Source organism: Tautonia plasticadhaerens (assembly GCF_007752535.1).
GTDB lineage: Bacteria > Planctomycetota > Planctomycetia > Isosphaerales > Isosphaeraceae > Tautonia > Tautonia plasticadhaerens.
This window is the reverse complement of the sequence record NZ_CP036428.1, coordinates 1-17,460: the sequence shown is the minus strand read 5'-3', so window position 1 is coordinate 17,460 and position 17,460 is coordinate 1. Positions and strand designations below refer to the sequence as shown.

Annotated in this window: 13 protein-coding genes; 8 read left to right on the top strand and 5 right to left on the bottom strand. The window is 70.3% G+C overall.

Features of this window, described 5'->3' with window-relative positions; translation table 11 throughout:
- The first annotated feature begins 12 nt into the window (after window positions 1-12).
- Entirely contained in the window at window positions 13-1,803 is a 1,791-nt protein-coding gene (locus tag ElP_RS35615; protein ID WP_145279590.1) for an acyl-CoA dehydrogenase family protein, read from the top strand.
- Between the two features lie 174 nt (window positions 1,804-1,977).
- On the opposite strand, the gene ElP_RS35610 is transcribed toward ElP_RS35615, so the two are convergent.
- Entirely contained in the window at window positions 1,978-2,745 is a 768-nt protein-coding gene (locus ElP_RS35610; RefSeq protein ID WP_145279589.1) for an SDR family NAD(P)-dependent oxidoreductase, read from the bottom strand.
- A 15-nt stretch (window positions 2,746-2,760) separates the two neighbouring features.
- Window positions 2,761-4,443 carry an AMP-binding protein gene (locus ElP_RS35605; protein WP_145279588.1) on the bottom strand — a complete coding sequence of 561 codons (1,683 nt, stop codon included), beginning with the start codon at window positions 4,441-4,443 and terminating at the stop codon, window positions 2,761-2,763.
- 334 nt (window positions 4,444-4,777) lie between these two features.
- Between ElP_RS35605 and ElP_RS35600 the strand changes: the two genes are divergently transcribed.
- The 5 genes from ElP_RS35600 to ElP_RS35580 all read left to right on the top strand — a co-directional run bounded on the left by ElP_RS35600 (window position 4,778) and on the right by ElP_RS35580 (window position 11,450).
- Window positions 4,778-5,953 (top strand): thiolase family protein, encoded by a 1,176-nt coding sequence (locus ElP_RS35600; protein WP_145279587.1) that lies wholly within the window; start codon window positions 4,778-4,780, stop codon window positions 5,951-5,953.
- 1,006 nt (window positions 5,954-6,959) lie between these two features.
- Window positions 6,960-8,261 carry an efflux RND transporter periplasmic adaptor subunit gene (locus ElP_RS35595; protein WP_145279586.1) on the top strand — a complete coding sequence of 434 codons (1,302 nt, stop codon included), beginning with the start codon at window positions 6,960-6,962 and terminating at the stop codon, window positions 8,259-8,261.
- 94 nt (window positions 8,262-8,355) lie between these two features.
- Window positions 8,356-9,075, top strand: a complete 720-nt coding sequence (locus tag ElP_RS35590; RefSeq protein ID WP_145279585.1) for an ABC transporter ATP-binding protein — start codon at window positions 8,356-8,358, stop codon at window positions 9,073-9,075.
- Complete coding sequence (locus ElP_RS35585; protein ID WP_145279584.1) at window positions 9,072-10,280, top strand: ABC transporter permease; 1,209 nt, start codon at window positions 9,072-9,074, stop codon at window positions 10,278-10,280. Before ElP_RS35590 ends, ElP_RS35585 begins: the two co-directional genes overlap by 4 nt.
- A gap of 6 nt (window positions 10,281-10,286) precedes the next feature.
- A complete protein-coding gene (locus tag ElP_RS35580) occupies window positions 10,287-11,450 on the top strand; it encodes an ABC transporter permease (RefSeq protein ID WP_145279583.1) in 1,164 nt (387 codons plus the stop codon).
- A 321-nt stretch (window positions 11,451-11,771) separates the two neighbouring features.
- Here the strand turns inward: ElP_RS35580 and ElP_RS35575 are convergent, their stop codons facing one another.
- Window positions 11,772-12,782: a YihY/virulence factor BrkB family protein gene (locus ElP_RS35575; RefSeq protein WP_197447203.1), complete on the bottom strand. Its 1,011-nt coding sequence runs from the start codon at window positions 12,780-12,782 to the stop codon at window positions 11,772-11,774.
- A gap of 59 nt (window positions 12,783-12,841) precedes the next feature.
- Entirely contained in the window at window positions 12,842-13,189 is a 348-nt protein-coding gene (locus ElP_RS35570; RefSeq protein ID WP_145279581.1) for an HPr family phosphocarrier protein, read from the bottom strand.
- A 660-nt stretch (window positions 13,190-13,849) separates the two neighbouring features.
- Here ElP_RS35570 and ElP_RS35565 point away from each other — a divergent pair.
- Together ElP_RS35565 and ElP_RS35560 are read left to right on the top strand one after the other, a co-directional pair.
- Window positions 13,850-14,842: an IS5 family transposase gene (locus ElP_RS35565; protein WP_390836245.1), complete on the top strand. Its 993-nt coding sequence runs from the start codon at window positions 13,850-13,852 to the stop codon at window positions 14,840-14,842.
- Between the two features lie 461 nt (window positions 14,843-15,303).
- Entirely contained in the window at window positions 15,304-15,759 is a 456-nt protein-coding gene (locus ElP_RS35560; protein ID WP_145279580.1) for a hypothetical protein, read from the top strand.
- A gap of 231 nt (window positions 15,760-15,990) precedes the next feature.
- Here the strand turns inward: ElP_RS35560 and ElP_RS39120 are convergent, their stop codons facing one another.
- On the bottom strand, window positions 15,991-17,460 hold the full coding sequence (locus ElP_RS39120; protein WP_197447202.1) for a replication initiator protein A: 1,470 nt from the start codon (window positions 17,458-17,460) through the stop codon (window positions 15,991-15,993).

Here is a 17,460-nt window from a genome sequence, read left to right as displayed (position 1 = left end):
GGAGGCAAGGCGATGAGCGCCCCGACGACCGAGTCCCGCGACGAACAGGCCCTCGAACGCGAGAAGCAGGTCAAGCAGGCCGAGGAGCTGCTTTTCGCCGGCCCCCAGCGGCTCGGCGTGGCGAAGGGGCTGTTCTGGGGCCGCTTCGTCGCCGACTGGGTCTTCCCCTACCCGACGCTCGGCGACGAGCGCCCGAAGGTCGAGGCCGCCCTGGCCGAATTGCGGGGCTTCTGCGACGCCCACCTCGACCCGGTGGCGATCGATCGCCAGGCCGACATCCCCCGAGCGGTCATCGATGGCCTCGGCCGGCTCGGCGTCCTCGGCATGACGGCGCCGGAGGCGATGGGGGGCCGCGGGTTCTCGCAGGGGGCCTACTGCAAGATCCTGGAGGAGCTGGGGTCGCGGTGCAGCTCGACCTCGATCTTCGTCAACGCGCACCACTCGATCGGCATGCGCGCCCTGCTCCTGTTCGGCACCGATGAGCAGAAGCGGCGATGGCTTCCGGGCCTGATCCGGGGCGAGGCGCTGGCCGCCTTCGCCCTGACCGAGCCCGAGGCCGGCTCCGACGCGGCCAACGTCCAGACGACCGCGACGCCGAGCGGCGACGGCTCGCATTACGTCCTCAACGGTCAGAAGCGCTACATCACCAACGGCGGGATCGCCGACGTGCTGACGGTGATGGCCCGCACGCCCGTGCCCGGCCGCGAGGGGACGGCCGTCACCGCCTTCCTCGTCACGCCCGACATTCCCGGCTTCCGCGTCGTCGAGGCGCGCGCCGCGAAGCTCGGCATCCGGGGCACCGCCACCGGCAAGCTCGCCTTCGAGGACATGGCCGTGGCGAGGGAGAATGTCCTCGGCACGCTCGGCAAGGGGCTTCGGCTGGCGCTCACGGTGCTCGACTTCGGCCGCACCACCTTCGGCGCCTGCTGCACCGGGGCCTCGAAGTCCTGCCTCCGCCTGGCGATCGAACACGCCCGCACCCGCCGCCAGTTCGGCCGCACGCTCGGCGCGTTCGAGCTGGTCCGCTCGAAGGTCGCCCGCATGGCCGCCTGGACCTATGCGATGGAGGCGATGACGACCGTCACCGCCGGCCTGATCGACCGCGGACTCGATGATTACATGCTCGAGACCGCCATGCTGAAGGTCTACAGCACCGAGGCCCTCTGGACGATCGTCAACGACGCCTTCCAGATCCACGGCGGCGCCGCCTACTTCACCGACCGGCCGCTGGAGCGCATGTTCCGCGACGCCCGGATCAACCAGATCGGCGAGGGGGCCAACGAGGTGCTCACCTCGTTCATCGCCATGGTCGGCCTGCGCGGTCCCGGAGAGCACCTCCGCGACGTCTACGAGGCGGTGGTCAAGCATCGTCGCCTCGGGCTTGTCCCCCGCTTCCTCGGCCAGCAGGCAGCGGCGCGCTTCCGCTCGCCCGCGGTCCCGGTGCGGTCGTCGGCGCTGAGGCCGCACGCCCGGGAGCTGGCTCGGCTGATCCGACGGTTCGCCCTCGCCGTGCAGAGGGCGATGATGCGGCACCGCGAGGAGATCCTCGAACGCCAGCTCGTCCACGCGCGGATCGCCTGGGCCGCGATGGAGCTATACGCGATGGCCTGCGTCCTCTCCCGTCGCGACGCCGAGCTGTCCGGCGCCCTGCCGCCCGACCCCGAGCCCGCCCTCCGCGGTGACGCTGCGGCGCTGGCGTTGCAGATGTCGGCCCGCCGCATCCGCGAGGAACTCCGCGACCTGGACCACAACGACGATCCCCGCTTCCTCGCCGCGGCGCGGGCTTCAATCGACAAACGCTGATACATGGTTTCGTTTATCAATGACCATTCCGGGCCAGGGTGGCTGGGGTCGAGCGCAGCGAGCCCCCAGTCCAGGGCTCGTGGGACTGGGGGCTCGCTGCGCTCGACCCCAGCCACCCCAACGGTCAGACTTCCGGGCAATCCGGGACGAGACGCGGTCACCCGACGGGCCGAGCTACCGGGCCTGCATGCGCATCGCGCCGTCGAGTCGGAGGACGGCGCCGTTGAGCATCCGATTCGTGATGATGTGCTCGACCAGCGCAGCGAACTCGTCCGGCTGCCCGAACCGGGGGGGGAACGGGATCTGATCGGCGAGCGATCGGCGGACGTCCTCGGCGACGCCGACCATCATCGGCGTCTCGAAGACGCCCGGGGCGACGCTCACGACCCGGATGCCGAACCGCGACAGCTCCCGGGCGATCGGCAGGGTCATCGACGCCACGCCGCCCTTCGACGCCGCGTAGGCCGCCTGCCCGACCTGGCTCTCATACGCGGCGATCGATGAGGTCATGACGATCACCCCCCGCTCGCCGTCCTCCCCCTCGGGGGCCGATCGGAGGGCGTCGGCGGCGAGGCGGACGACGTTGAACGTGCCGACGAGGTTGACCTCGACCACGCGGCGGAAGGCGTCGAGCGAGGCGACCCCGTCGCGCCGGAGGACCTTCTCCGCCCGGTGGATGCCGGCGCAGACGACGGCCCCGTGCAGATCGCCGAAGCGGTCGCGTGCCGTCGCGATGGCGCGCCCCACGCCGTCCTCATCGGTCACGTCCGCCGGGGCGAAGGCCGCGCGATCGCCCAGCTCGGAGGCGAGGGTCGCCCCCCGCCGCTCGTCGATGTCGGCGATGACGACGCTCGCCCCCCGGCCCGTGAGGCGTCGGGCGCAGGCGGCGCCGAGGCCGGAGCTGCCCCCGGCGATCAGGAAGGTGCGGCCGTCGAGCTGCATCGTCGTCCCCCTCGCTCACGCGGTCTCGATCCCGGCGTCGGCCTCCAGACCGAAGGCGCGGACCGCCTGCTCGCGGAGCTTATACTTCTGGATCTTGCCGGTGACGGTCGTGGGGAAGGCGTCGAGGAACTGGACGTATCGGGGCACCTTGAAGTGGGCGAGCGAGGCGGCGCAGAAGTCGCGGATCTCGTCCTCGGTGGCCGACTGGCCGGCGCGGAGCTTGACGCAGGCCAGCACCTCCTCGCCATACGTCCGGCTCGGGACGCCGACGACCTGCACGTCCTCGACCTTCGGGTGCCGGTAGAGCAGCTCCTCGACCTCGCGCGGGGCGATGTTCTCGCCGCCCCGGATGATCATGTCCTTGAGCCTCCCCGTGATGCGGATGTAGCCGTTCGGCTCGCGCATCGCGAGGTCGCCGGTGTGGAGCCAGCCCTCGGGGTCGATCACCTCGGCCGTCCGATCTGGCATATTGAAGTATCCCTGCATTACGCAATGACCGCGGGCGCAGAGCTCGCCCGAGGTGCCGTCGGGGCATTCCCGGCCGGTGACGGGATCGACGATCCGGACCTCGACCCCGGGCAGCGGGCACCCGACGGTGCCCACGCGCAGCTCGATCGGGTCGTCCCACCGCGTCTGCGAGATCAGGGGGGACGCCTCGGTCTGGCCGTAGCCGATGGTGATCTCCTCGGCCCCCATCTCGGTCGTCACCCGGCGCATCAGCTCGATCGGGCATGGGCTGCCGGCCATGATGCCCGTGCGCAGCGCGCCGAGGTCGCGGCCGGCGTAGCTCGGGTGCTCGAACATCGCGATGAACATCGTCGGCACGCCGTAGACGGCGGTGCAGCGCTCGCGCTCCAGGGCGTCGAGCGTCGCCTCGGGCCGAAACGCCTCGTGCGGGAAGACCATCGCAGCCCCGTAGACCGCGGAGACCAGGGTCCCCAGCACGCAGCCGAAGCAGTGGTAGAGCGGCACCGGGATGCCGATGCGGTCCCGGTGGTCGAGCCGCATGTTCCGGCCGGCGTAAAATGCATTCAAGAGCAGGTTCCGATGCGACAGCACGGCCCCCTTGGGGAAGCCGGTCGTGCCGGAGGTATATTGCAGATTGATCGGGTCCTCGGGCAGGATCTGGGCTTCCCGTTCGGCGAGGGCCTCGGGAGGAACGTCGCGGCCGGCGTCGACTAGGCCGCCCCAGCCCAGCATCCCGGGCGGGGGGTCGCCCCGCAGGGCGACGACCCATCGCAGGTGGGGCAGCTCGGCCGAGTGCAGCGCCCCGGGCGTCGATCCGGCCAGCTCGGGGCAGATCTCCGCGAGCATCTCGAAGTACGCCGAGGTCTTGAACCGCGCGATCAGGCCCAGGCCGAGCACCTCCGACTGCGCCAGGGCGTACTTCGCCTCGCTCGCTCGGTAGGACGGGTTGATCGTCACCAGGACGACGCCGACGCGGGCCGCGGAGAACTGGAGCAGGACCCACTCGGGCCAGTTGGTCGACCAGACGCCGAAGCGGTCGCCACGCCCGAAGCCGAGCCCGATCAGCCCCCGGGCGACCGCGTCGATCTGGCGGTCGAAGGCCTCGTAGGTGCATCGGAAATCGGCGAGCGGGAAGACGATCGCCTCCCGCTCGCCGAAGCGGCCCGCCGACGCGCGGAGGGCCTGGCCGATCGTCAGGCCGTCGACCCAGGGCGCATGCGGTTCACCCATGGCCACCCCTCCTGCGAAGGCGACGCGCCGGCTCGGTTCGAGTCCGGGTGGGGACGTGCGACCCCGACCCCGATTATATCGAGCTCGCTCGCAGGTGCAGCGCGCCCGGGCCGCCCGGCGAGATCACGAGCGGGTGACGCCCTTGCCCAGAGGCTCAGATACACGGGGATCACCCACCTTGGACCCCTCGTCGCCCCGTCCTCGTCGTGGCCCTGCGACCCGACGTGATGGCTTCCCGCCCCTCCACGGTGACGCCAGAATGGAGTGCGGGGCCAACCGGTTTCCGGGATGATTCGCCCGTCCTCGTGCCGGCCCATCGCCGGAGGAAGGTGCCATGGATTCCCCCGTCATCCTCTCGGCACGCCGGACGCCGATCGGCAAGTTCCGCGGCTCGCTGTCCGGACTCGGGGCCCCCGAGCTGGGGGCGGCGGCCATCGCCGCGGCCGTGGCCCAGAGCGGCGTCGATCCGACGGACGTGGACGAGGTGATCATGGGCATCGCCCTCGCCGCCGGGGTCGGCCAGGCGCCGGCGCGGCGAGCGGCGCTGGCGGCCGGGCTGCCGGTGACGGTCGCCGCGCTCACGATCAACAAGGTCTGCGGATCGGGCCTGAAGGCGGTGATGCTCGCGGCGCAGGCCGTCCGGGCCGGCGACGCGGAGGCGGTCGTCGCCGGAGGCATGGAGAGCATGAGCCGGGCCCCCTTCGTGCTTCCCCGCGACGGCCCCGCCCTGGGCGATCGCACGCTGATCGACTCGCTGTTGCACGATGGCCTCTCCTGCGCCCGCAGCGGCAAGGCGATGGGCCGGATCGCCGACGCGCTGGCCTGCGGCGACGCGATCACCCGACATGAGCAGGACGCCTACGCCCTGGAGAGCCACCGGCGGGCGGTCCGGGCGCGGGAGGAGGGGGCCTTCCAGGCGGAGATCGTGCCCGTCTCCGTGCCGAGGCGCGGGGAGGCCGTCGAGGTCACGAACGACGAGGGTCCCCGCCCGGATGCGGACCCCGCCCGGATGGCCGCGCTTCCGGCGGCATTCGGCCTGGGGGGCACGGTGACGGCGGGCAATGCGTCGATGATCAGCGACGGGGCGGCGGCGGTCGTCGTCGCCTCGCCCCGACTGGCGGGGCGGCTCGGCAGGCGTCCGCTCGCGAGGGTCATCGCCGGGGCGACCGCCGGTGTCGAGCCCGAAGACCTGTTCGTAGCTCCTGTCGCGGCGATCCGCCGGGCCCTTGACCGCGCCGGGCTGACCATCGGCCAGATTGACCGCTTCGAGTTGAACGAGGCCTTTGCCGCCCAGATGATCGCATGTAACCGCAGGCTCGGCCTGCCTGCCGATCGCGTCAACGAGCACGGCGGGGCGATCGCGCTCGGGCACCCGATCGGCGCCAGCGGGGCCCGGGCACTCGTCACGCTGCTGCACACGCTCGACCGGTGCGGGGGCCGGTTCGGGCTCGTCTCGCTCTGCCTCGGGGGCGGCAACGCGGTGGCGATGGTCGTCGAACGACCGATCTGAGCCCGACTGACGAGGCTTGCGTGAGGCCGCCGAGGCCTTCGTATGGGGAGTCGCACGCGCAACCCAGGACATCGACCGAGGACGGCGCCAGGTGACTCGGCCGATCGAGGCGACGACGATCCTCCGAGGCCTCGCTCACCCGATCTCCGGCCGACCTCCCGACGCCTCACGTTCCTCCTTCGGGCCGTCATCCGCACCGGGGGCCGGTGCACCATTGCCAGGCTGAGGGCACGGTCGCACCGCCGGTCGGGGCCATGGAAACCGACAACGTGTCCACCCGGTGCCTTTCGCCAAACCGGACTTCCACGGGCAGTCGCGCACCGGAGGCCTGCTCCCCGATCGAGGAGCTGCAGGCAGCGGTCGATCAATGGCAGCCGGACTCTCCTCGAGGAAATCGGCGTGGGCGCTTGCGCCGTTTCCCGATCGACGGCTCCTACCCCGATGGTCGATCACGAGGCGGGCGTCGTCCACCCACCTCAAGGGCCGGGTCCAAGCCGAACACACTCGATTGAGTTCGCCTTCCGCCCCAATTGACGCAGTGCCTGGATGTCGATTGCGTTCAGGAGAGTTTGTTGGGTATCTGCCGGTTCGATCGTCGACCATCGTCCTCTCCAGGCGACCCCGCGACCGAGGGCCAGTCCTCACGGCTCGCGCTCCAAGGATTCGGCACGGGAAGCGAGAAACGGGCACCGGGAGACAGAGCGTCGGCTCCCGACGCGCGAGATGCGGTTGAGCAGATGTGGCCAGATCGATACCGATAATTTGCGGCAGCGCCCTTGACCTTTCGTGGCTCTTTTGGTGAATTTTTGTCAACTTCGGCCCGGGCGGAGGCCCGCTCGCGATCGAAGCCCGATAGATTCGCCTCGCCGCTCGACGACTCGTGGCCCGCCATCGACGATGATCCGATCCGGGACGAAGCCATCTGGCTGGCGGCCCGGCGTCCCCGACGCGGCCGATCCGGTCGGGGCCGAGTCTTGGCAAGGACCTCAAACAGTGGGGGCCGCCCATGAGCCGTCCCAGGACCGAGGGAGAACGACCAGCGGCGGATCGGGACCGCTCGCTGCGGGACGAGGTGGCGTCCCTGCGTATCGAGCGCGATGCGACCGCCGTCCGCCCCGGCCGAAGTCGCGGGGGCCGGGGGCCGGGAGCGTTGCTGCTCTGGCTAATCCCGTTGGGGATGCTCGCTGGGGCGGGCTATTTCGGCTACAATCGGATGGAGCAGCTGAGGCCGAAGCGCGAGGTGGAGGTCGCGTCGGTGCAGCGGATGACCGTCGGCGAGGCCGAGAAGCTGCTCAGCGCCAAGGGCTACCTCCAGTCGTGTCGCCAGGCGGCTGTCGGGACGAAGATCCCCGGCCGGATCGCCCGGCTGATGGTCGACGAGCGGTCGGAGGTCCGCAAGGGAGACCTGATCGCCGTACTCGAGCACAACGAGCTGGACGCCGCGCTGCGGACCAAGCGCGCGATGATCGAGCGGGCTCGGGCCGAGCTGCAGGAGGCGAAGGCCGACAAGGCGGAGAAGGAGCGGTCGGCCGACCGCGTCCGCCGACTCCGCTCCTCCAACGTGGCTACCATCGAGGAGCTAGACAAGGCGATCGCCGGCCGGGACATGGCCTCGGCCCGTGTCGAGGCCCTGGAGGCCGGCATCGGCGTGCTCGAGGCCGAGGCCGCCGAGGTCGAGGAATCTGTCCGGAACATGCAAATCATCGCCCCGTTCGACGGCACGGTCGTCAGCCTCGACGCCCAGCTCGGCGAGACGGTCAACACCATGAGCCTGGGGACCTCCGGAGGCCGCTCGGCCATCGTGACGATCGCCGACCTGGCCCACCTGGAGGTCGAGACCGACGTCGCCGAGAGCCTCCTGTCCCGGATCGCCCCCGGTCAGCCGGCCGAGATCGCCGTCGGCGCCGTGCCGGGCCGGACCTACCGGGGCCGACTGAGCAAGATCATCCCCCAGGGCGACCGCTCCCGGGGCACAGTCAAGGTCGAGGTCGAGATCCTCGACCCGGACGACCGTCTGTTCCCCGAGCTGGCCGCCACGGTCCACTTCCTCCCCGACTCGTCGGTGGACAACCCCGACGCGGGGCGTACTCTCATGTTCGTCGACAAGCGGGCGATCATCGACGAGGGCGGGCACACCGTCGCCTGGGTCGTCGACGATCGGGGCCGACTCCGGAAGCGTCGGGTCGAGGTCGTCGTCAACCAGGACGACCTGGCCCGGATCGAGGCCGGCCTGGAGGCCGGCGAGGCCGTCGTCGTGGGCCCTCCGGCCGGCCTGAATGAGGGCGAGGAGGTCCGGGTCGCCGACTGATGATCCCCGTCCGGCCGGCGTGCGCGCCGGGCCGATCGGCCGAGGCGCCGCGGACCACGCCGCTTCCATCCCCAGGGACCGCGAGGAGGAGCAGATGTCCGTCCCGTCGATCGTGCTGCGGAACGTGTCGAAGGAGTATCGGCGCGACCAGATCCGCGTCCCCGTGCTCAGCGAGCTGGACCTGGAAGTCGATCAGGGGGAGTTCCTCGCCCTGATGGGCCCCTCGGGGTCCGGCAAGACGACGCTGCTCAACCTCATCGCCGGCCTGGACCGGCCGACCGCCGGCGAGGTGATCGTCCACGACCAGGACATCGCGCAGATGTCCGACTCGGCGATCACCCGGTGGCGTTCGGCCAACGTGGGGTTCATCTTCCAGCTCTACAACCTGATCCCGGTGCTCTCGGCGGTCGAGAACGTCGAGCTGCCGCTGCTGCTGACCCGGCTCTCGCGCCGCCAGCGGCGCGAGCGGGCGCGGACGGCCCTGCGGATCGTCGGCATGGAGGGCCGAGAGGACCACTACCCGCGCCAGCTCTCCGGCGGGCAGGAGCAGCGCGTGGCCATCGCCCGGGCCGTCGTCACCGACCCCTACCTCCTCGTGGCCGACGAGCCGACGGGCGACCTCGACCGCGACACCGCCGAGGAGATCCTCGGGCTGCTCGAATTGCTCCACCGCGAGTTCCGCAAGACGATCGTCATGGTCACCCACGACCCCCTGGCCGCCCGTCGCGCCGGACGGCTGCTCCGGCTGGACAAGGGCCGCCTGGTCGGCGACAGCCAGTCCGAGCCGACCTCCTCGCTGGAGGCCGCATCATGAAGTTCCTCGGCTACATCACCCGGAATACCCGGCGCAATCCGGTGCGGACCTTGCTGACGGTCGCCTCGGTGGGCATCAGCCTGTTCCTGATGATGATCCTGATCTCCTTCATCGCGCTCTACCGGGAGGTGGCGGCCGACTCGCGCCAGTACAACCGGCTGATGACCATGAGCGCCCAGGGCTTCGCCCAGCCGGTGCCGATCTCGCTGGTCAATCAGATCCGGGCCTGGCAGGAGGGTGACGAGGTCCCGGGGATCGTCGCGATCAGCCCGCTCTCCTGGTTCGGGGGGCGCGTCGGCGAGGAGCGGGCGACCTTCGCCCAGTTCGGCGTCGACGCCGACGCCCTCTTCGCCGTCTACGGCGAGCTGACGATCCCCCCCGAGCAGCTCAGCGCCTTCCGCAACGACCGGACGTCCTGCGTCGTCGGCCGCAAGCTAGCCGAGGAGGGCGTCTTGGTGGGCGAGGATCGGGACCTCGCGGTCGGCGACGTCATCCGCCTCAAGGGGGACATCTACCCGATCGACCTGGACATGAAGGTCGCCGGCATCTACGACGGCCCGGACAACGCCGACCTCCGCTCGGTCTTCTTCCACTTCGACTTGATGGAGGAGGCGCTCAAGCGGAACCCGATGGGCAGCAACATGGCCGGTAACGCCGGCAGCATCGTCATCAAATGCACCGGCCCGGTCGCGATGACGGCCGTCGCCGAGAAGATCGACGCCGAGACGCGCAACAGCGACGTCCCCACGCGGACGCAGTCCGAAGAGGCGTTCGTGCAGATGTTCGCCGAGATGCTCGGCGACATGCGCGACTACATCTTCTACGTCGGGATGGCCGTCGTCTTCTCGCTGGTCTGCGTCTCAGGGGTGGCCATGGCCATGGCGATGCGGGAGCGGACCACGGAGGTCGCGGTGCTCAAGGCGATCGGCTTCGGTAAGGGCCTGGTCCTGTTCCTGGTGCTGGCCGAGGCGACGCTGATCGCCGGCCTCGGCGGCATGGCGGGGGCGCTGGGGGCCAAGGCCCTCTTCGATGTCATCGACGTGTCGCCCTACACCGGGGGCTTCCTCCCGTTCTTCTCCGTGCCGTGGGATGTGGCGCTGCTGGGGCTGGGCGTCTCGCTGGTCATCGGCCTGATCAGCGGCGTCGTGCCGGCGGCCCAGGCGGCCCGGCTCTCGGTGGTCAACGGCCTGAGGAAGGTGGTCTGAACCGCGATGATCCCGATCAAATACAACGTCCGCAACCTCCGGGTCCGGTGGGCGACCACGCTGCTGGCCGTCCTGGCGACGGGCCTGGTCGTATGGTCGTCGTGCGTGCTCTTCGGCTTCATCGACGGCCTGCAGCACAGCCTCGACGTCTCGGGCGACCCGCTCGACCTGATCGTCCTGCGTAACGGCTCGACGACCGACGTCAACAGCGGGTTCGAGGCCGCGAAGGCCGACGAGCTCGCCAACCTCGACGGCGTCGCCCGGGATGCCAACGGGAGCCTGCTGGCAGCGCCCGAGGTGGTAACCATCCCAATTGTTGAGCGCCGCGACGGCAGCCGGGCCAATGTCACCCTGCGCGGGGTCGTGCCCGCGTCTCGGGCGCTCCGGCCCGCCTTCACGATCGTCCGGGGCCGCGACCTGGAGCCGGGCAAGGGCGAATGCCTCGCCAGCGTCAACCTGTCCCGGCGGTTCAAGGGGGCCGGGCTCGGTGAGGAGTTCCGGATCAGCAGCAACGAATCCTACCGCGTTGTCGGCATCTTCACCGCCGGCGGCAGCGCCGCCGAGAGTGAGATCTGGGCCGACATCGGCGACCTCCGCCGCAACACCGGCCGCGAGGGGAGCGTCTCCTGCGTGCAATTCCGAGCCGCATCAGCCGCCGACCGCGACCGGCTCAGGGCGACGATCCGCGACGACGAGCGCTTCGGCCTCCTCGCCATGGACGAGGTCGACTACTTCCAGAGCCAGACCGAGTCGGGGGCCTTCCTCAAGGCGGCCGGCATCCTGATCGCGCTGCTGCTCTCGATCGGGGCCATGTTCGCCTCGGCGAATACGATGTTCTCGGCGGTCAAGTCCCGCTCCCGGGAGATCGGGACGATGCGGGCGCTGGGCTTCCGGGGGCGGGACATCCTCGCCTCCTTCCTCAGCGAGTCGCTGCTGCTCTGCCTGCTGGGCGGCGCGCTCGGCCTCCTGGCGACCCTGCCCTTGTCGAACCTGACCTTCGGCACGAGCAACTTCTCGACCTTCTCGGAGGTGACGATCAACTTCCGGTTCGGCCCCTGGGTGCTGGGCGGTGCGCTGGTCATGACGGCCGCGATGGGCCTCTTCGGCGGCCTCTTCCCCGCCGTGCGCGCCGTCCGCATGAATGTCATCGACGCCCTCCGGGAGGTTTGAGCGGCCCGCATGCGGCCGCCCTCGACCGAGCGATTGGGAGCCCGACCGAGTCGATGTTTTGCGCAGCGTCCTCTGCCCCGATTGACGCAATCGTCCGCCTGCCGATTTCGATGCAAGGCTAGAATCAAGGTCGACCACGGGTGCGCAGGCCGCGCAGGAAGGTCGCCGCCGCGGTCGGCGACCGAGCAGGGCTTTTCGCCCGGCCGGAAGTCGGCCGATCGGCTCCCCCTACCGCGCGCACCCCGGCACACCGTCCGGCAAGGATCCTTTATGTTACGACCGGCCGGCGAGTCTCAGAAGACCGCCGTCCTCGGCACGACCTCAGCGAGTTCGCCTCCTGCTCGAAGGACGAACCGCGATGCTGCCTGCTTCCCGCGTCCCTCCCGCATGCCCGTCCTCCTTCGGACCTCGTCGGCCCGGCCGCTTGCCTCGCGGCATCCCCTGCCGGGCACGGGCCTGTTCGGTCACGCATTCGGCGTCCGCCGCCGGGCAGATCCGGTCGCCGTGGGCGTTGGCGTAGACCTGCGTGAACTCCGCCCCGAACAGGAGGATCTGCGACGAGTAGTAGACCCACAGCAGCAGGACCACGAAGGAGCTGGCCGCCCCGTAGGCGACCCCGACGGGCGACCGGTCCAGGTACAGCCGGACGGCGGCCACGCCGACGGCGTGGAGCACCGCCGTGATGCCGGCACCGACCCAGACGTCCCGCCAGGCGATGTGGGCGTCGGGCAGGTACTTGAAGACCAGGGCGAAGGTCGTCGCCACGACGCCCAGCGAGAAGGCGAAGTGCCCGGCCCGCACGGCCGTGGCGTAGCCGGGCAGCAGGTCGACGAGCGAGTCGCCCAGGGCCGCCAGGCCCAGGCCCAGGGTCAAGGAGACGAGCAGCAGGGAGGCGACGCCCAGCACCAGCGACAGCGACAGGAACCGCTCGCGGAGCAGGCCGCGCAGCCCGCGTCCCGGCACGGGGTGGACCCCCCACATCGTATTCAGGGCGTCCTTGAGCTGGCCGAACAGGGCGGTGGCCGCGAACAGCAGCGTGGAGACGCCGACGAGGGCGACCGCCCCGGTCTCGGGCGTGTCGGTGCTGATGACGAGCGTCTCGACCGCCTCGCCGCCCCGCACGCCGACGATGCGCCGCATCTGCTCGACGACCCGCCAGCGGGCGGCCCGGTCGCCGAGGACCGGGCCGGCCAGGGCGACGGCCCCGGCCAGCAGCGGGACGAGCGTCAGGATGCAGTAGAAGGCGACGGCCGCCCCGAGGCGGTGGGCCTTGTCCGCGTGCCACTCGCGGGCGGTCTGCCGGAGCAATCCCCAGAAGGTCTTCATCCTCATCGTCAGGGCGAACCTCGTGCGAGGGGTCGGACATCGCATTCAAATTTGAACAGAATATCCTATAATTTATTGAGCTTTTCCTGTGCCAAGCGTCCCGCCCACTCGGGGCATGAATTGCTCCCCTCGTGGAATCGGGCCGAGACGAGCCCGGCCAACGCCGCGAGGGCCGCCTCGGCATCCGGCCCGCGGGCTTCCAGGTTGAGACGAGTGCCGCATCCGGCGGCGAGCGTCGCGAGGTCCAGGATGCTCTTGCCGTCGGCCGCCCGGCCGTCGCGATGGACGCGGACCTCGGACGCGAACCGCCCGGCCAGGCAGGCGAAGAGGGTCGCGGCCCTCAGGTGCAGGCCATCGGCGTTGCCGATCACAATCGGGCGGCGAGCGATGGCCACGTCGTGGCCATCGGGCATCCCCCCGTCCGGCGAGAGGGGCGGCCCGGGGGACTTCCCCTCGAGGCCATCTCCCGCCGGCTCGATGAGCCCGACGGTCCCGGTCCGAGCCCTCACCGAGCCCTGCGGCCACGCACACGCGTCCCACGACTCCCCGGCCGCTTCGGATGCCGTTCGCCCGGCATTCGTCCCCGCCGGGCCTCGCAGTGGCACCTCCGCCAGTTGGACCCAGCCGTCCCCGAAGGGGATGGCACCGCGGGGTCGTGCCTCGACGGGCAGCCGCTCCCAGTCCGCACGCGACCACGACCCGACCACTCGATGTCGCTGCATGGGCGTACCCCTTCGCGGCCGCCGGCCCGCCGGCCATGCCGCCGCCCGACGTTGGCTGTCCCGAGGAGGATGGCCGCGACGGTGGCGTGACACCGGACGGGCCTCCCACGCGGAGTGTGGGGGATCTCTGTCATGCCATCGTCATGGACGTCGCCGGCCCGCTCAGCCAGGAACCGTACCGACGGGGAGAATTTTCTCGGTATACTGAGCCCAGCCTTGCCAAAGAGACAAGGACTCCAACCGGAGTGGGATTCCGGCGTGGCGGATGAACGAGGCCAGCAGGTTCGGTCGCTGCCGGGCGTTGTTGCATGAAGGGGCTCGCCTTGGTGATGGCCTTCCGTATACTTGGGTATGAGCCAGACCCGCACCCCCCGCCGCACTCGTCGTTCTCGCAAGTCGTTCGCTCGCCAGGCCACCATGAGGGCCGTCTACCGCATCCGCAACTGGCGGGAGTACGACCAGGCCCTCGTCCGGCGTGGCTCGCTGACCGTCTGGGTCGATCAAGGAGCCCTCGACGCCTGGCATTACCAGGGTCCGAATCAATGGGGAGGGCAGTTCGTCTACAGCGATGCGGCCATCCGGTGCCTGCTGACGCTCCGGGCCGTCTCCCACCTGCCCCTGCGGGCCACGCAGGGCATGGCCGCCTCGATCTTCGAACTGATGGGCCTGGACCTCGACGTGCCTCACTACAGCACCCTCTCCCGCCGGGCCGCCGAGGTGGCGGTGGACTTGGCCCGCAGGGGCAAGGGGCCGCTGCATCTGGTCCTCGATAGCACCGGGCTGAAGGTCTACGGCGAGGGGGAGTGGAAGGTCCGCAAGCACGGCTACTCCAGGCGGCGGACCTGGCGGAAGCTGCATCTGGCCATCGACGCCCAGACCCACGAGGTCCAGGCGGTGATGGTGACCGAGGCCGGGGTCGATGACGCCGAGATGGCCGAGCCGCTGCTCAAGCCGATCGACCGGGAGATCGCCGCTGCGGCGGGCGACGGGGCCTACGACAAGCGGAAGGTGTATCGGGTCCTGGAGCCCCGCACGGGTCGCATCCTGATCCCGCCGAGGGGCAACGCCCGGATCTGGAAGCACGGCAACACCTCCGGTCCGCCGCTGGCCCGTGACGAGAACTTGCGGGCCATCCGGCGGTCCGGTCGCAACGCGTGGAAGCGGGAGTCCGGCTACCACATGAGGTCGTTGGCCGAGACGGGGGTCTGCCGGCTGAAGGTGATCTTCGGCGATCATCTGGCTAGCCGGAGGCCGGAACGCCAGGCGACCGAGGGTGCGATCCGGGGCCGGGCGTTGAACATCATGACCCGCCTCGGGATGCCGCAGAGCGTGCGGGTGGCGTAGGCCGGCCAAGGTCGGGGGACTTCCTGCGACTACACTCTCCGTGCAACAACGCCCCTCAGACCGCCAAAGAGGACGTCGGGCGGGCCGACATGCCGATTGACGAGAGGGGATCGGCCGGACCGGGGGCAGGCGATCCTCCGACCGAGCCCGATCGAGGCGAGGAAGGTGTCGCCGTCACCAAGCCGGACGTCACCGAGCCGGTGGCGCCGAGGCAGGCAGCCCCCGGCGACGCCCCGCTGGTCGGTGGGGACCTCCAGGCCGACGTCGCGACGCCTGGCCCCGGCGATCCGGACGGACGGCAGGTCGACGTCGCTCCGGACGACGCCGATCTGCCGGAGGTGATGCCCGACTGGGGGATGAGGCGTTAGTCAAGAAGCCCCGGCTCGCCCCGGAGGGCCATTACACCGCCGGGAAGTGGATCAAAATTTGGAAGCTCCGGCGTCGCCTCCAGGAGACGCGGTTTGAGGCTGTTCGACAAGTCGGTCCGCCTCTATGGCCGGGTGCGGCCGGCGATCGAACTGATCCGGCGCGAGGTCCGGCTCGACCGGGACGACATCCGCATCATCGAGGGCTTCGGCGATATGACGCACCCGGACACCTCACCGGGCTCGCTGCTCGGCCCCGCCGCCTCGCTCCAGCCGCCGTGGCGCTGGAGGCTCTGCAAGGGGTGCCGCGGGCGGGGCCGGGTCCGTCGCCGGGCGGACACGCCGCAGCCCGGGTCGCGCTACGAGAGCTGTAAGCAGTGCTCCGGCCGCGACTTCCACGCCCGGTGCATCCCGAGGGACCTGGGGACGCGGTCCGCCAGGGTCAATCCCTGGGCTCCGGCCGCCGGGCTGCGGGAGCGCCTAGCCTCCGAGCGAGCGGCCTGTGCCCGGGCAATGGGTCCCGGGCCCGAAGTCGCCGAACCTCGGCATTGAGGCACGCTTCCCACACCCAACCTCGCCCTCTCGTGAGGCCCCGAGCGGACCCGTCGCATGCAGGCGGCGAGGTCCGCCGTGGCGTCAGGTCGCCCAGAAGTCCGTCAGGGCGTCAGGACGTGTTGCGCATCCATCAGACCATTGGGCTCGCTAGTAACTGGTTAACCGGCCTGGCTGAGCCCGCCCAGGGCCGATGGCAATCGGAACGGCCGACGCGGGGCAGGAGGGCAATCAGCCGGCCTCGGCGGCGGGCAGTCCGAGGAGGCGTCGGATGTGAGCCTCGCGGATGAGGCGACGGGCCATCGACTCCAGCGGCGTGCCGCAGCTCGTGAGCAGCGACTCGGCCAGAGCGGCGTCGGCCTGTTCCAGGGCCTCGGACTCCAGGGCGGCCCGCTCGACCGGGCCGAGGCCCTCCCAGTAGGCAGCGACCTTTGATCGCTCGGCGGCCAGCCGGGCCTGCTCCAACCGCTTCCGCTCGCGCTCCTCGGCTTCGCATCGGGCCCTCTCGCGTTCTTCGGCCTCGCGGCGGTCTCGCTCGGCCTTCGAGACGAAGCCCTTGGGGGGCGAGTACCGCTTGCGGATCGAGTCGACGAGGTAGCCGGCCGGGCTGCGCTGGAGGCGGCGGTCGCCGTTGGCAACCATCCAGTCGAAGACCTCGAGCTTCTCGGTGACGGCCTCGGCCAGGTGGGACCGGACCAGCTCGGCGGCCGTCACCTCGGTGACGCCGCGGACGACCAGCTCGGCCACCAGCGGCGACGGGGGCTCCTTCGCTGGCGCCTTCGCCCGCCCCGGGTCGAGCTGCTTCCTGACCAGGCGGATCTTCCAATCCTTGCCGTCGCGCAGGTACCGCTCCGAGTCGGGAAGGGGCTCAAGGAAGCCCAGTCCTGTCAGCTCGTCGAGGGCCGGCTGCAGCTTGCGGACGATGTGGGCGTTGCCCTCGTAGCGCCGGCTGAGGCCGACGTGCTCGTAGGCGAAGTCCTTCAACTCGAAGGTCCAGTCGGGCCGGTGGTAGAACCGCTTGTCGAGGAACCGGTAGATCCGCTTCGACGTCGAGAGCTTCATCCGCACGCACAACGCGTAGTCGAGCCCCTTGAGGAAGCCAGCCTGGAAGCTGTCGAAGACGACCTCGTTCCAGACGATCCGCGAGAAGGAGGGGAAGAGTTCCTGTTGGGCCGAGCGGCTGTCATTGATTTCGACGTTGTCGATGATGTGAAACGTTCGCGTCGTCCAGGCCCGGCGGCGCTTGTCCCACCAGGCGTTCTCGTAGTGCAGCGTGATGCTGGCGATCCGCTGCAGCGACAGGACGATCCGCCGGTAGTTGCGGCCGTCGTTGGGCCAGCCCAGCATTTGGATCAGTTGCAGCCGGGTGAAGAGGACCTCGCGGCTGCCGAAGTCGTTGGTCTGCTTGGCGATCTGCAGCAGGGCCAGGATGACCTCGTCGTCGACGGCCGTCGGCAGGCCGTATTCCTCGGACCCCTCGATGACAACTTTGCGGGTGATCAGCTTACCGCGTCGCTCGTCGAAGACCTCGTCCTGGAACTTGATGGCCTTCTGCCCCTTCGGCGCGCGGTCGCTCAGCAACGTGATCGGAAACTCAGCCAGGTTCATTTCGTCCCGGCCGCTGATGGTCTGCAATTCCGTGGGGGGAATGTCCGGGAACAGCGAGTCGACCAGCTCGTCCATCGCTATCTGCGCCCCCAT